The sequence below is a fragment of the Flavobacterium sp. UW10123 genome (assembly GCF_040538975.1).
Taxonomy (GTDB): domain Bacteria; phylum Bacteroidota; class Bacteroidia; order Flavobacteriales; family Flavobacteriaceae; genus Flavobacterium.
In genome coordinates, this window is record NZ_JBEWQE010000018.1 from 45824 (window position 1) to 59831 (window position 14008).

Consider the following 14008-nt stretch of genomic DNA (forward strand, 5'->3'; position numbering starts at 1 on the left):
TATTTGTTATTCTTTCAAAAAATTAAAAAAATTAGCAGATGAAAACTTTAAACGATTTCGATTTTAAAAATAAAAAAGCAATTATCCGTGTTGACTTCAACGTGCCATTGGATGAGAATTTTAATGTAACAGATACAACACGTATTGAAGCGGCAAAACCAACAATTGATGCTATTTTAGCACAAGGTGGAAGTGTGATTTTAATGTCGCACCTTGGAAGACCAAAAGGAGCAGAAGAGAAATACTCTCTAAAACATATTCTAAAAACAGCTTCTGATATTTTAGGAGTACAAGTAAAATTTGCTGAAAACTGCGTTGGAGAACCAGCTCAAACTGCAGCAAAAGATTTAAAACCAGGCGAAGTTCTTTTATTAGAAAATTTACGTTTTCATGCTGAAGAAGAAGCTGGAGATGTAGCTTTCGCTAAAGAATTGGCTTCTCTTGGAGATATTTATGTAAACGATGCATTTGGTACTGCTCACAGAGCGCACGCATCTACTACAATTATCGCACAATTTTTTCCAAACGATAAATGTTTCGGAACATTATTGGCAAAAGAAATTGACAGTTTAAATAAAGTTCTTAAAAACAGTGAAAAACCTGTAACTGCTGTTCTTGGAGGTTCTAAAGTTTCTTCTAAAATTACTGTTATCGAAAATATCTTAGATAAAGTAGATCACATGATTATTGGAGGAGGAATGACTTTTACTTTCATTAAAGCTCAAGGCGGAAAAATCGGTGAGTCTATCTGCGAAGATGACAAATTAGATTTAGCTCTTGAAATTTTAAGATTAGCTAAAGAAAAAGGAGTTCAGGTTCATATTCCTGTTGATGTTATTGCGGCAGACGATTTCTCAAACAATGCAAATACTCAGATTGTAGATGTAACTGCAATTCCTGACGGATGGCAAGGTTTAGATGCAGGTCCAAAATCTCTAGAGAACTTCAAAAAAGTAATTTTAGAGTCAAAAACAATTCTTTGGAATGGTCCATTAGGAGTTTTTGAAATGGAAACGTTCTCTAAAGGAACAATTGCATTAGGTGATTATATCGCAGAAGCTACAGCAAATGGAGCATTTTCATTAGTTGGTGGTGGAGATTCTGTTGCAGCAGTAAAACAGTTCGGATTTGAAGATAAAATGAGCTATGTTTCCACTGGTGGCGGGGCTATGCTTGAAATGTTAGAAGGTAGAATTTTACCTGGAATCGCAGCGATTTTAGACTAAAAAATCACAATTAACATTTTTTTAAACAGTTTTCTTCAATAAAGGGCTTAGATTTGCAAAAATACAACTCTTGTAATTGTTTGAATTACAGAATTTTAAAATAATGTTATATGATTGTAAAAAAATTATCATTAGTGGTTTCGGCTTTCTTTTCGTTGGCTGTCTGTGCACAGGAAACGGCAAAGACAGACGTTGAACTGAAGCCAGAGGTTAAGCTTTCATATTTAGATTCTATTAAAAGCACATTCAAAAAGAACGATCTTGCTACCAAAGTAGATAGTTTATGGATGAACGAATTAGTAAGTCTGGATATTTATGATGATCTGACCAAAGACATTCAAACCATTAACAAAGATGTTACTGTTGATGAAGAACTTCCAACCGAACTGCTAAAACAGCGTTTGGCGGCGATGAATCAGAAATCACCTTTTGAGATACAATACAATCAAGGTTTAGAAAATATAATAAAGTCATTTCTTAAGAACCGTAAAAAATCGTTTTCTCGATTAATGGCTTTATCAGAATATTATTTCCCAATGTTTGAGGACGCTTTTGCCAAACAGAACGTTCCTTTGGAAATAAAGTATTTAGCCGTTGTAGAATCTGCTTTAAACCCTAAAGCAGTTTCTAAAATGGGCGCTACGGGTCTTTGGCAGTTTATGTACGGAACCGGAAAACAATATGCACTTAAAATCGATTCTTATATCGACGAAAGAAGTGACCCTCTTAAAGCTACAGCTGCAGCGTCAGAATACATGACCAAAATGTACAATATTTTTGGTGATTGGGAACTGGTTTTAGCTTCTTATAATTCAGGTCCAGGAAATGTTACCAAAGCAATTCGTCGTTCTGGCGGAAAAACTTCATATTGGGACATCCGTAATTATCTTCCAAAAGAAACTCAAGGTTACGTGCCAGCTTTCTTAGCTACAATGTACCTTTTTGAATACCATAAAGAGCACGGAATCAATCCAGAAAGAGCTGTAGTTAAAAACTTTGAAACCGATACAGTAGCTGTCAAAAATCAAATGTCTTTCAAACAGATTGCCGATTTATTAGATATGCCACAATCTCAGATTCAGCTTTTAAATCCATCTTATAAAATGGGAGTTGTGCCTTTTTACCAAGGAGAACAACATTTTATTAGACTTCCAAAAGATAAAGTAGCAACATTTGTTTCAAACGAAGAACAAATTTATGCTTACGTAAAATATGATAAAGACTTTAGAGCCACTTCTTCTAGATTAGCTGTAAAATACGCACCAAAAGCTAAACCTGCAGTCGTAAAACCTGCAGCGGTTGATAATGGTGATTTTGAATTTTATAAAGTTAGAAAAGGAGACAACTTAGGAGCGATTGCCGCTAAGTATGACGTAAGTATTTCGGATATTAAAAAATGGAATAACTTAAAAACAAATGCTGTAGCAATTGGTAGAAGCCTAAAAATTAAGGCAGAAGAGGAGACTCCTGGTAAAAATATTCCCGCTGCTGTAGACAAAGAACAAGCAATTGCATCTGTTGAGAATAAAGAGAAAACGGCCGTAGATATGGACTATGTTGTAATGGCTGGAGATAATTTAGGCAGCATTGCAAAGAAATTCGGTACGACTATTGTGGAGTTAAAAGAACTTAACAATTTAACTTCAAATAACATTGGTTTAGGAAAAACATTAATTATTTCTAAAGCAGCGATCGTTATAGAAGAGCCAACTTCAACAGCAATTGCATCAAACTCGGTTGATTCATTCAAGAAAAAAGCACCTTCTAAAAATGTAAGTGAAGATTATTACGTTAAAAAAGGAGATTCTTTATATAGCATTTCTAAAAAATATCCTGGAGTAACAATTTCAGATATTAAAAAATGGAATGGTATTAAAGATGAAGATATTAAACCGGGAATGAAACTTAAAATAAACGGATAATAGAATAATCTTATTAAATTTGGGTTTTATTTCATAAATTAAAAAAATGAATAAAACCCATTTTTTATTGCTATTAATTCCATTTTTCCTGACTTCTTGTTTCAAAAGTGAAAAACAAAACGAACCAGTTTCTGGAAAAACTAACACCATCTCGGTCATTATTGATGACCAATTGTGGTATGGGGAAGTAGGCGATAGCATCAGAAATAAATTTGCCTCACCAGTTCTTGGACTTACCCAAGAAGAACCGCTTTTTACCATAAATCAATATCCTGCTAGATTGCTTGAAGGTTTTGTGACAGATAGCCGAAGCATTATTGTAGTCAAAAAAGCTCCTACAGATAAATTCGAAATCATTCGAAGCAAAACATTACCTCACAATACTTTTCGCATTTACGGAAAATCTGTTGACGACATTATTTGTAGTCTAGAATTGAACGCACCGCAAATAATAAAAATTATTCACGATGCCGAAATCCAAAAAATTCAAGAAGATAACAGTGCTTCATTGCTAAATAAAGCCATCATAAAAAACAAATTTCACATCAACATTCAAATCCCGACAGGATATGAATACATGTTGCATAAAAAGAAATTCATCTGGCTTAAAAAAGAAATTATAAGCGGTAATACTAGTTTATTAATTTACCAGATTCCGCTTTACAACTTCACAAAGAAAAAAGATGTTGTAAATGCTATTGTCAAAATGCGTGATTCGATTGGTAAATATATTCAAGGACGCGAACCCAATACACAAATGATTACAAGTGAAGCTTACGCGCCGTATTTTTCAAAAATAATGTTGGACAATAAAGAAGCTTTTGAAACAAAGGGAACATGGGAGTTGAAAAATGATTTCATGACCGGGCCATTTATCAATTATGCAATAATGGATCCAACTTTTAATCGAGTTTTGGTTATTGAAGGATTCTCTTATTCACCCTCACATCAAGAACGTGATCTAATGTTAGAACTTGAAGCAATCATAAAAACAGTGAGAATCGACAAACGCTAAGGATTTTTGTTTCAAGTTTGAGGTTTCAAAATCTCACGATTAAATGTGCGTATTTCTTAGAGAACTTCACCTTCTCAATATAGCTTAGTCTCCTTTGCGTAAATCCTTTACGAACTTTGCGGTTAAATGGCCAAAGTATATCAATTTGAAACATGAAACAAAATAAAACAAACAAAATTTTTCGTACTTTTATTTATAACAAACATAAAAACAAATAGTTATGAAAAAATTGACCGCAACCTTAGCAATAATAACCCTGTGTTTTATTTCTTGTAAAAAAGAAGTGAAGGAAGAAGTAGCAACTCCAGCAGCAACAGATTCTATTAAAACAGAAGAACCTGTTACAGAAGCACCATTAGATTCTGCGGCACAGATGAAAGCTTGGCAGGAATATGCAACACCAGGAGATCCGCATAAAATGCTGGCTGATGAGGTGGGTACATGGAATTGCGATATGACATTTTGGTCTGATGCCAATGCAAAACCTGAAAAAGAAACTTCTGTGGCCGAAATCAAAATGATTTTAGGTGGACGTTTTCAAGAAGCAACTTATAAAGGAACTATGATGGGACAGCCCTTTGAGGGTAAAGGAACAGTTGGTTATAATAATGCTAGCAAAGAATACATCTCCACATTTATTGATAATATGGGAACTGGAATGATGACTAGCACAGGAAAGTATAATGAAAGTACAAAAAGTATAGAATTTAATGGAGAAATGGCCGATCCAGTAACAGCTAAAAATACCAAGTATAGAGAAGTTTACACCATTGTAGATGCTAAAACCCGAAAAATGGAAATGTACGATACAAAAAACGGAACAGAATATAAAAGCATGGAAATCGTAATGACGAAAAAATAGTTTTTCTATTTGAGATTCAAAGAAACAAAGGCACAAAGTGATATAGCTTTGTGCCTTTTCGATTTCTATTAGAAACTTTAGCCGAGCTAAAAAAATAATATAACTTAGCGTCTTCATGCCTTCGTGGCAAAAAAAAGCAAGAATGGAATTAAAATGGAAAATAAAGCCTTTTGAGGCATTAACTGTTCACGAGCTATATGATTTACTCAAATTAAGAAGTGAAATCTTTGTAGTAGAGCAAAACTGCGTTTATTTGGATCTTGACAGCAAAGACAAGAAAGCTTTGCATCTAATTGGAGAGTTTGAAGGTAAAATCGTGGCCTATTCGCGCTTATTCGACGCAGGAATTAGTTTTGATAATGCTTCAATCGGAAGAGTAGTAGTAGACGCCAATTATAGAGATAGAAAATGGGGACACGAATTAATGCGTGAAGCCGTAGCTGGAATTAAATCCAATTTTGGACAAGATAAAATTACAATTGGCGCGCAATTATATTTAAAGAAATTCTACGAAAGTCACGGTTTTGTTCAAACTAGTGAAATGTATCTAGAAGATGATATTCCGCATATAGAAATGGTTCGAGAATGATTAAAAGAATGTTCACATTCCAATAAGCAAAAAACTTAGAACCTTAGCAACTCAGCATCTTAGAACCTTTAAAAAAACTAGATCTTAGTAATTACAAATTCCACCCGCCGATCATAATTATCACCTTTTCCTAAAGGATATCGATTGCCGCATCCAATATACGTCATGCGGCTTTTGGATACTTTTTTGGACATTAAATAATGAAAAACAGTTTTGGCGCGGTTCCAAGAAAGTCTTCTTTCTTTGGTGTCTTTATCTATTCCGTCGCTGTAAATTTCTGGTGTACAGCAGACGTGGCCTCTAATTTCAAAATATAGATTTCTGTGATTTTGAAGTATAACTGCAATTTTATCCAATTCTTTTTTAGAATTGTTGGTTAGTTTAGCGCTTCCAATTTCAAATAAAATAGATTCTAGATATATTTTATCGCCTACTTTTAAATTGTCTTTGAAGGAAGTATAAACCCCTTTTCCAAAACTATTTTTCTTAACAACGATTAAATCAACCCGCCGATTTCTGAGGCGTGTCTCATACAGATTCTCTACCGTATCTGCTTTTACAACAACACGTCCCTTTCCTTCAAGAATAACAATTTTACTCTGTTTAAATCCTTTCGCAGTTAATAGATTCTGAATCGTATTAACCCGATTATTAGACAATCTAAAGTTATACTCATCATTTCCGCGATCATCACAATAGCCATAAATCTGTATAGACTCAACTTTTGCTGTGTCTATGTTTTTTATAAAGTTTGAAACAACAGTAATTTGTTTGTCTGTTAAATCATACCTGTCAAATTCAAAGTAAATAGTTTCAACAGGTTTTTGTTGTGCCGTTACTGTACAATATGAAAAAAGAATCAGGGCTAGAGTTATCTTCATTCACTACATTTTTAAAATCGTTTTATATTCTGTCTGGTTATTTAATACGCTAACTGCTCTTTTAATTTCTGAATTGTTTTTTAGATAATACTGATATAAACCTTCCTGATATTGATATCTTTTAATCAATTCTTCCAAAATCATGTTTTTGATTTCTTTTTGGTTTTTATCCAGTAAAGTAGTCTCGCTTTTTTCTAAAGCATTTAACAATTGCTGATATTCGGCAGTAATGGTCTCGTCTATTTTTTCTTTTTTAGCTGCTGCTAAAGTATTTTTCAAAGCCACTTCGGTTTCAGTATCAAAAGTGATTTTGTTAGTTTTCAGATATTGCTTGAAAGCAGTATAATCTGCGTCAGTCAAAGTCGGAATCTTATCTCCCAAATTTGGATTTTTGTAATAATATGTTGTAGCATAATCAAAAACGCCATCATTTTTAATTAAAGCTGTTGCAATGGCGCTCGTTTTTGCTTCTTCCAATTCAATATCAGGCAAAACTCCTCCGCCATCATAAACCGTTCTTCCTTTTCTGGTTTTAAAAGCATTAAAATTTTTAGCGTCTGTTTTTTGCGCTATACCATTTTTATCTTTATGTGCATAATCCAAAGCTTGAATACATCTTCCAGAAGGCGTGTAATATCTAGAAATAGTAACTTTTAACTGCGTTCCATAAGTTAAATCAACAGAACGCTGCACTAAACCTTTTCCAAAACTTCTGCTTCCTAGAATAACGGCACGATCTAAATCCTGTAAAGCGCCAGAAACAATTTCAGATGCCGAAGCGCTTCTTCCGTTTACTAAAATAGCCAATGGAATTTCAGTGTCAACTGGTTCTTTCTGTGTTTTATAAGTATTGTTGTGTTTTTCAATTCTAGATTTAGTCGTAACAATTACTTCATTCTTAGGAACAAACAAATTACAGATATCAATAGCTTCGTTTAATAAACCACCTGGATTTCCTCTTAAATCCAAAACAATCTGTTTAGCTCCATCAGCTTTTAATTTTTCAAGAGCATCTTTTACTTCTGCTGAGGCTTTTCTGCTAAAATGGGCTAAAACAATATAACCTGTTTTGTCATCAATTTTTCCGAAAAACGGAACCGACTTAATATCCACTTCATCCAAAACTAAAACAGTAGTATTTGGTTTTCCCTGACGAAGATATTTGATATTGATTTTAGTATTTTTTGTTCCTTTCAATAATTGAGAAGCATCGTCTTTAAAATCAGCAATCAATACATCGCCGATTTGGATAATTTCATCACCTGCTTTTAGTCCTGCTTTGTCGGCAGGATAATCTTTGTAAGGTTCGCGAACAATCAGACGGTCTTTTTTTCTAGAAATCAATGCACCAATTCCTGTGTATTCTCCTGTATTATTGATTTTAAAGTTTACAACATCCTGTTCATTAAAATAAACTGTGTACGGATCTAAACTTCCCAACATGTTTTTAATGGCTTTGTCCATCAAATCTCCCGGATTGGTTTCGTCAACATAATTGGTGTTTACGGCTTTAAACAAAGTCGTAAAAATCTCGATCTGTTTGGCAATTTCAAAAAAATCTTCTCTAAAACTGGTTCCAACAAACAACATTCCCGCCGCAGCGACTGGTATAATAAATTTCTTTTTGAAATACGGATACATGATTATTCTTTTTTTCTTCTTTTAAATCTTTTTCTAATAAAATAGGCTAATACAACAAACAAAATTACAAACGGCCAAGCGCTTAATAATGAAATCAACAAATCGGATAAAGTATAGAATCCTGATTTTACTGCATTCCAAAGTTTGGAGCCGTATGATATTTTAACACCTTCTTTTTCAGGTATTGTTTTATAAAATTCAATAGTAACTGTGCTTTCAGAAACTCGGCTTTCCAGATATTTCAGCTGGCCTTCTTTGGCTTCTATTTCTTCACGAATCGTTGAAATCTGTTCTTCAATTTCTAAAATCTCACTGACTTTGTTTGCTTTCTTTAAAATTTCAAGGTAACGTTCTTCGAGCTTTTTCTTGGTTTTTAATCGTGAAGTTAAATCGATATATTGTTCTGTAACATCTTCTGCGGAGATATTTTTAACTTCAAAATAAGAAACACCTTTAGAAACGTCATTTATAAAACGATCAAAATTTTGGCTTGGAACTTTTATAGTAAGATTTCTAAAAACAGTTGCAAAATCTTTTCCCTCAGAATCATTAATGATTCTTGCTTTACTAGCAGAGACTGCTTTTTGAATTTGGCTGAAAGAACTTTCTAAATTATCAGTTTCAAATTTTAAAGTTGCTTCTTTTATGATTTTTTGCTCGATTTGTTGATCTATCCTTGGAGGCGGCGGTGGCTGCGGAGATGATGGATCTGCTTTTTTGTCATATGCAACATTTTCTGCTTTTGCAGGCATTTGCACAGTTTGAATTGCATAAGCTTCTTCACTTATAGCTTCAGCTTTTTTACAACCGAAAAGAACTAATAAGAATATTGATAAAAAGAAAAGTTGACGCATAAAATTTCAATTTAGAGCTAAAACTACGATTTTTTTGTCTAACTTGAATAATAATCTTACGTTTTGAAATTTACGCTTCTGTTTTCGTATCAGAATCTTGAGGTTTGTTGATTTGAGCTGCAAATTTCTCAAACAATTGAATCATTTTGGTATTGATTTCTTCGTAAGATAAACGGTCTTTGGTCTGATAAAAAAGCATTATCGAATGTGGCTGATTCAGGTTATTCAAAAGTAAATGTTTGTTCAATCGATACGTTTCTCTCAAAACTCTTTTGAAGTAATTTCGATCAACAGCTTTCTTGAAATATTTTTTAGAAACGGAAACGCCAATTTTGGTTTGTTCTTCTGAATTTGCTTTCGCTTGACGGTAAACCAAACGAATCGGATATTTGGACACCGATTTTCCTTCAGAAAACAGCAATCCAATTGTCGTTTTGCTTTTTAAACGCTCGTTTTTAGGGTATGTAAAGTTCATTTAATTCAGAAAAGATTTGCAAATTCTAATACAAAGGTACAATTAAACCATAAAAACAGTTATTGTTTTCAATTTTAATAAGTCTAAAAATATATTTACTACTTTTGCGCATTAATTTTTGAAGCATGGAAAAAATTATTTCTTATCCAATATCGGTAATTTACTATTTATTATTTGGTTTGTGTTTGGCTGTTTTTCATCCAATTCAGTGGATTTGTTTAAATGTTTTTGGTTACCAGGCTCACAAAAAAAGTGTTGATTATTTAAATTTCTGCCTTTTAAAATGTACAAATCTTGTTGGTACAAGATATACAATTGAAGGCGTAGACACGGTTCCGAAAGGTGCGCCAATCATTTTTGTGGCAAATCACCAAAGTATGTACGATATCGTGGCAATGATTTGGTACTTTAGACGTTTTCATTGTAAATTTGTAAGTAAGAAGGAGTTAGGTAGCGGAATTCCAAGTGTTTCTTATAATTTGAAACATGGAGGATCTGTCCTAATTGACCGAAAAGACCCTAAACAAGCGATACCAGTTATTAAAGGCTTGTCTGAATATATCGAAAAAAACACAAGATCTGCCGTTATCTTTCCAGAAGGAACAAGAAGTAAGACAGGAGTACCAAAAGAATTTGCGCAAAGCGGTTTAAAAATTTTATGCAAATATGCGCCATCTGCATACGTTGTACCGGTAAGCATCAATAATTCTTGGAAAATGGTAAAATTTGGTTTTTTTCCTGTTGGTTTAGGAAATCATCTCAAATTTACGGCTCACAAAGCTTTGGCTGTTAAAGATTATAAGTTTGAAGAGCTGATGGAGATTACTGAAAAAGCAGTTAAAGAAGGAATAAATGAATATAAACAAGTTTAAGTTTTAGTCCGAGCTAAAACGTACAACTCAAATCTATAATAAGTAATGTCTATAAAAAACATTAGATTAGAAGTAATGCAGTTTTTGGAAAAAAACGTGGATAGCTTCGTTGAACAGTATTTAATTCCAGTGGAAAAAATTTGGCAGCCGTCGGATTTCTTACCAAATTCTCAAGGAGAAAACTTCTTTGAAGAGGTAAAAGAATTACGCGAAATTGCTAAAGAACTTCCATACGATTTCTGGGTTACGCTTGTTGGTGATACCATCACAGAAGAAGCATTGCCTACATATGAATCATGGTTAATGGATGTAGAAGGAATAGATCAGCAAGAAGGAAGTCAAGGAAACGGCTGGGCTAAGTGGGTAAAACAATGGACTGGAGAAGAAAACCGTCACGGAGATCTTTTAAATAAATACTTGTATTTGTCTGGTCGTGTAAATATGCGTGAAATCGAAATGACAACACAGCATTTGATCAACGACGGTTTTGATATTGGAACTGGAACTGACCCATACAAAAACTTTGTATACACTAGTTTTCAGGAATTAGCAACTTATGTTTCGCACAATAGAGTAGCCCAGATAGCTAAGAAATTTGGCGATAACAAATTGTCTAAAATGTGTAAAATGATTGCAGGTGATGAAATGCGTCATCACCACGCATATAGCGAATTTGTTACTAGAATTTTTCAAGTAGATCCAAGCGAAATGATGTTGGCTTTTCAATACATGATGAAGCAAAAAATCGTTATGCCTGCTCACTTCTTGAGAGAATCTGGTCAAAAAATCAGCACAGCTTTTGAGCAGTTTTCTGATTCAGCTCAGCGTATTGGAGTCTACACTGCAAACGATTATGTTGAAATCATGCAGAAATTAATCAACAAATGGGAAATTGAAAAAATTTCTAATTTAACTGATGAAGCAGAAAAAGCACGTGATTATTTAATGAAATTACCTGCTCGTATGGCTAAAATTTCTGAAAGAATTGTTATTCCACAAGAATCACATATCTTTAAATGGGTTGAGCCAGCAAGACTTTAAATTTTAGATTTTAGAATGTTGATTTCAGATTCTGGATTGTTGGAATTTTGAATTTAAAATATTGAAATTTAAACAAAGCAACATTGTTGCTTTAAAACATATTTGTTGATTGTTGGAGATTTTAAATCTTTGGCAATCAACATTTTTTATAAACCGTAAAAACTTCTGTATGAGCGACTCAGCATTAATTATTAAAACCATTGCTTTTGTAAAAGAAAAACTAAACGATGCCGAAGGCGGTCATGATTGGTTTCACATAGAGCGTGTTTACAAAAATGCTATTTTAATAGCCAAAGAAACAGAGTGTGATCTTATAGTTGTTCAATTAGGAGCTTTATTACATGATATAGCCGATAGTAAATTTCATAATGGAGATGAAACTATTGGGCCAAAAACAGCAAGAGCTTTTTTAGAAGCTCAAAATGTTTCTGAGGATATAATTGGCCATGTTGTCAATATCATTGAAAATATCTCTTATAAAGGCGGAAATTTCGAGAGAAAATTCTCTTCTGTCGAGTTGAATGTTGTTCAAGATGCCGATCGTTTAGATGCAATTGGTGCAATTGGGGTTGCTAGAGCATTTAATTATGGAGGTTTTAAAAACAGAGCATTATATAATCCAGAAATTACGCCAGTTACCAATATGACCAAAGAGGAATATAAAAAAAATAGCGCTCCAACTATTAATCATTTCTACGAAAAGCTTTTACTTTTAAAAGACAAAATGAATACCGAAAAAGGAAAAGAAATAGCTGCCGAAAGACATCGTTTTATGGAAACTTTTCTAGCTCAGTTTTATGCCGAATGGGAAGGGTTGAAATAGAAATTACATTCAGATTATAAACATAAAAAACGGCTCTAATCTAGAGCCGTTTTTTATTTTAAGATAATGTATATCAGAAGCTTTAAAGGATTATAATCGGGATTTTAAAAAGCAAATTATTACAAAAGCACATAAAAAACCAATTGAAAACCATAGTGTCCTAGTTATGTTGATATTTCGAATCATTTCCCTTTTTTCAAACCTTGTCATTTCAAATGTATTTTTAATAATTCAAAAATAATTTGACTTAAGGTATGATGGTGCCTTGAAAAGCTTTTAAACCATTATAATAAGACATTTTTTAATCTCAGTTTTCAGTCTCAGTTTTCATTCAGAGTTACAGTCCATATTCTTTACTCTATATTCTTACTTCTTGCTTCTTACTTCTTACTTCTTACTTCTTGTATCTTTACTTTCTAGAACGAACAAATCCCTCAATAGTATTTTTAAACTCTTTATTCTGTTCGTAATACAAAATATGTCCGCCATTAATAATCTTAACTTCTTGGTTTGGAAATTTAAACAAACGATAATGTTCTGGACCAATGTTGTTATCTTTTGTTCCTGAGATTACTAATGTCGGAACTTTAATCGAAGCCGTTTCTTTTGTAAAATCGCTAAAATACAAAGGGCCACTTAAAGCATGTTGTGCAAACGAAGAATTTCTTTTTTCGCTGTTATCAATGCTATCCAGTTTCTCAACATTAGTTCTATTGTCAGATAACATTTTATAATCTAGATCGGCTTTTTTAATTTGCTGTTTAGCTTCAAAAAAAGTGTTTAATATAGAACCCTTGTCTTTTACAGGGAAATCTTTCTCAAGAGTTTTGCCCATAAAAGCAATTTGATTCAAAAGAGAGTCATTGATGTCAAGAGTAGAATTCAATAGAATTAAGCCTTTTACATGTTGAGGATATTTTTCAGCATATTTAGTGGCTAAAATTCCGCCAAAAGAATGTCCCATTACAAATACCTTATCCGTTTTAAGATGAGTTCGAATTTCTTCGATATCATCAATCATTCGGTCCATGCTGTAATTGTTATCTGTAGGAGATCCAGATCTACCGCAACCTCTTTGGTCAAAATAACACATAGTAAGTTTATCTTCTAGTACATTTCCGCCAAATTCTTCAAAAGATTTGCTCCACGCGCCAGGACCGCCGTGTACAAAAATGCAAACTTCGCCTTTGCCTGAAACTTTTAGAAATAAAGGAACTCCATCAGAAGTTTGGAATGTAGTAATGGCATCTTGTTTTGCACTTGTTTTTGTTTGAGAAATTCCGCTTTGGGCAAAACATAAAAATAGAAAGAAAAGTAATGGGTTTCTTGGGTTCATTTGAAAGTTTTTTTGCTGTTTTAATTGGATAAAAGTATAATTAAAACAGCAGAGAAAAAACTACTGATGATTTTTCATTATCAAATAAGTTATAATCGTTGCACAGAAAAAACCTATTGCAAACCACAATAATCGAGCAACTCTATTATCTCGTATTATTTCCATTCTATCTTCTGGTGTCATCTTTAATATATTTAAAAGGTAAAAGTAGTTTTAGAAAATATACTAATCAGCTTTTTTTGGCTTTTAAAACAACAGAATAGGACATTTTCTCATAAAAAAAGCCGTTCAAAATGAACAGCTTTTTACTTTGTACCTATGAACCTTTGTCCCTAAAAAATTAAGAACATCCGCAATCCGTTCCTCCGCCACAGTCTTTTTTCTTTTTCGATTTAAAGAAAAACTTTTTGATCAAAAAGACAACTGCAAATCCTAATATTGCAAAGGCTATTATTTCTTGAAACATAACTT

Annotated in this window: 14 protein-coding genes; 8 read left to right on the forward strand and 6 right to left on the reverse strand. The window is 33.1% G+C overall.

The genetic code is table 11. The annotated features are described in order from the left end of the window. Nucleotides 1-38: 38 nt before the first annotated feature. From ABXT06_RS19145 to ABXT06_RS19165, 5 genes are all read left to right on the forward strand, one after another. Nucleotides 39-1226: a phosphoglycerate kinase gene (locus ABXT06_RS19145; RefSeq protein ID WP_354592178.1), complete on the forward strand. Its 1188-nt coding sequence runs from the start codon at nucleotides 39-41 to the stop codon at nucleotides 1224-1226. Between the two features lie 110 nt (nucleotides 1227-1336). Beyond that, nucleotides 1337-3148: a LysM peptidoglycan-binding domain-containing protein gene (locus tag ABXT06_RS19150; protein ID WP_354592179.1), complete on the forward strand. Its 1812-nt coding sequence runs from the start codon at nucleotides 1337-1339 to the stop codon at nucleotides 3146-3148. Nucleotides 3149-3194: 46 nt separating this feature from the next. Continuing rightward, on the forward strand, nucleotides 3195-4163 hold the full coding sequence (locus tag ABXT06_RS19155; protein WP_354592180.1) for a DUF4837 family protein: 969 nt from the start codon (nucleotides 3195-3197) through the stop codon (nucleotides 4161-4163). A gap of 220 nt (nucleotides 4164-4383) precedes the next feature. Next, nucleotides 4384-5025 carry a DUF1579 domain-containing protein gene (locus ABXT06_RS19160; RefSeq protein WP_354592181.1) on the forward strand — a complete coding sequence of 214 codons (642 nt, stop codon included), beginning with the start codon at nucleotides 4384-4386 and terminating at the stop codon, nucleotides 5023-5025. Nucleotides 5026-5167: 142 nt separating this feature from the next. Continuing rightward, nucleotides 5168-5614, forward strand: coding sequence for a GNAT family N-acetyltransferase (locus tag ABXT06_RS19165; protein WP_354592182.1), 447 nt, complete (start codon nucleotides 5168-5170; stop codon nucleotides 5612-5614). 77 nt (nucleotides 5615-5691) lie between these two features. Here ABXT06_RS19165 and ABXT06_RS19170 read toward each other — a convergent pair whose 3' ends face one another. From ABXT06_RS19170 to rnpA, 4 genes are all read right to left on the reverse strand, one after another. Further along, nucleotides 5692-6495: an OmpA family protein gene (locus ABXT06_RS19170; RefSeq protein ID WP_354592183.1), complete on the reverse strand. Its 804-nt coding sequence runs from the start codon at nucleotides 6493-6495 to the stop codon at nucleotides 5692-5694. 3 nt (nucleotides 6496-6498) lie between these two features. After that, a complete protein-coding gene (locus ABXT06_RS19175; protein ID WP_354592184.1) occupies nucleotides 6499-8136 on the reverse strand; it encodes a S41 family peptidase in 1638 nt (545 codons plus the stop codon). A gap of 2 nt (nucleotides 8137-8138) precedes the next feature. Continuing rightward, nucleotides 8139-8990 (reverse strand): DUF4349 domain-containing protein, encoded by an 852-nt coding sequence (locus ABXT06_RS19180; RefSeq protein WP_354592185.1) that lies wholly within the window; start codon nucleotides 8988-8990, stop codon nucleotides 8139-8141. A 70-nt stretch (nucleotides 8991-9060) separates the two neighbouring features. After that, complete coding sequence (gene rnpA / locus ABXT06_RS19185; RefSeq protein WP_354592186.1) at nucleotides 9061-9465, reverse strand: ribonuclease P protein component; 405 nt, start codon at nucleotides 9463-9465, stop codon at nucleotides 9061-9063. A 125-nt stretch (nucleotides 9466-9590) separates the two neighbouring features. Between rnpA and ABXT06_RS19190 the strand changes: the two genes are divergently transcribed. From ABXT06_RS19190 to ABXT06_RS19200, 3 genes are all read left to right on the forward strand, one after another. After that, a complete protein-coding gene (locus ABXT06_RS19190; protein ID WP_354592187.1) occupies nucleotides 9591-10337 on the forward strand; it encodes a lysophospholipid acyltransferase family protein in 747 nt (248 codons plus the stop codon). A gap of 45 nt (nucleotides 10338-10382) precedes the next feature. Beyond that, entirely contained in the window at nucleotides 10383-11378 is a 996-nt protein-coding gene (locus ABXT06_RS19195; RefSeq protein WP_354592188.1) for an acyl-ACP desaturase, read from the forward strand. 169 nt (nucleotides 11379-11547) lie between these two features. Beyond that, on the forward strand, nucleotides 11548-12201 hold the full coding sequence (locus ABXT06_RS19200) for an HD domain-containing protein (protein ID WP_354592189.1): 654 nt from the start codon (nucleotides 11548-11550) through the stop codon (nucleotides 12199-12201). Nucleotides 12202-12610: 409 nt separating this feature from the next. Here ABXT06_RS19200 and ABXT06_RS19205 read toward each other — a convergent pair whose 3' ends face one another. Together ABXT06_RS19205 and ABXT06_RS19210 are read right to left on the reverse strand one after the other, a co-directional pair. Then, nucleotides 12611-13537, reverse strand: coding sequence for an alpha/beta fold hydrolase (locus ABXT06_RS19205; protein WP_354592190.1), 927 nt, complete (start codon nucleotides 13535-13537; stop codon nucleotides 12611-12613). Between the two features lie 340 nt (nucleotides 13538-13877). After that, nucleotides 13878-14003, reverse strand: a complete 126-nt coding sequence (locus ABXT06_RS19210) for a FeoB-associated Cys-rich membrane protein (protein ID WP_201999258.1) — start codon at nucleotides 14001-14003, stop codon at nucleotides 13878-13880. Between the last annotated feature and the right edge of the window lie 5 nt (nucleotides 14004-14008).

What these genes read in the sequence shown, in the direction of transcription:
- ABXT06_RS19145 (WP_354592178.1), top strand. Translation starts at nt 39, where the DNA reads ATGAAAACTTTAAACGATTTCGATTTTAAAAATAAAAAAGCAATTATC.
- ABXT06_RS19150 (WP_354592179.1), top strand. Translation starts at nt 1,337, where the DNA reads ATGATTGTAAAAAAATTATCATTAGTGGTTTCGGCTTTCTTTTCGTTG.
- ABXT06_RS19155 (WP_354592180.1), top strand. Translation starts at nt 3,195, where the DNA reads ATGAATAAAACCCATTTTTTATTGCTATTAATTCCATTTTTCCTGACT.
- ABXT06_RS19160 (WP_354592181.1), top strand. Translation starts at nt 4,384, where the DNA reads ATGAAAAAATTGACCGCAACCTTAGCAATAATAACCCTGTGTTTTATT.
- ABXT06_RS19165 (WP_354592182.1), top strand. Translation starts at nt 5,168, where the DNA reads ATGGAATTAAAATGGAAAATAAAGCCTTTTGAGGCATTAACTGTTCAC.
- ABXT06_RS19170 (WP_354592183.1), bottom strand. Translation starts at nt 6,495, where the DNA reads ATGAAGATAACTCTAGCCCTGATTCTTTTTTCATATTGTACAGTAACG.
- ABXT06_RS19175 (WP_354592184.1), bottom strand. Translation starts at nt 8,136, where the DNA reads ATGTATCCGTATTTCAAAAAGAAATTTATTATACCAGTCGCTGCGGCG.
- ABXT06_RS19180 (WP_354592185.1), bottom strand. Translation starts at nt 8,990, where the DNA reads ATGCGTCAACTTTTCTTTTTATCAATATTCTTATTAGTTCTTTTCGGT.
- rnpA (WP_354592186.1), bottom strand. Translation starts at nt 9,465, where the DNA reads ATGAACTTTACATACCCTAAAAACGAGCGTTTAAAAAGCAAAACGACA.
- ABXT06_RS19190 (WP_354592187.1), top strand. Translation starts at nt 9,591, where the DNA reads ATGGAAAAAATTATTTCTTATCCAATATCGGTAATTTACTATTTATTA.
- ABXT06_RS19195 (WP_354592188.1), top strand. Translation starts at nt 10,383, where the DNA reads ATGTCTATAAAAAACATTAGATTAGAAGTAATGCAGTTTTTGGAAAAA.
- ABXT06_RS19200 (WP_354592189.1), top strand. Translation starts at nt 11,548, where the DNA reads ATGAGCGACTCAGCATTAATTATTAAAACCATTGCTTTTGTAAAAGAA.
- ABXT06_RS19205 (WP_354592190.1), bottom strand. Translation starts at nt 13,537, where the DNA reads ATGAACCCAAGAAACCCATTACTTTTCTTTCTATTTTTATGTTTTGCC.
- ABXT06_RS19210 (WP_201999258.1), bottom strand. Translation starts at nt 14,003, where the DNA reads ATGTTTCAAGAAATAATAGCCTTTGCAATATTAGGATTTGCAGTTGTC.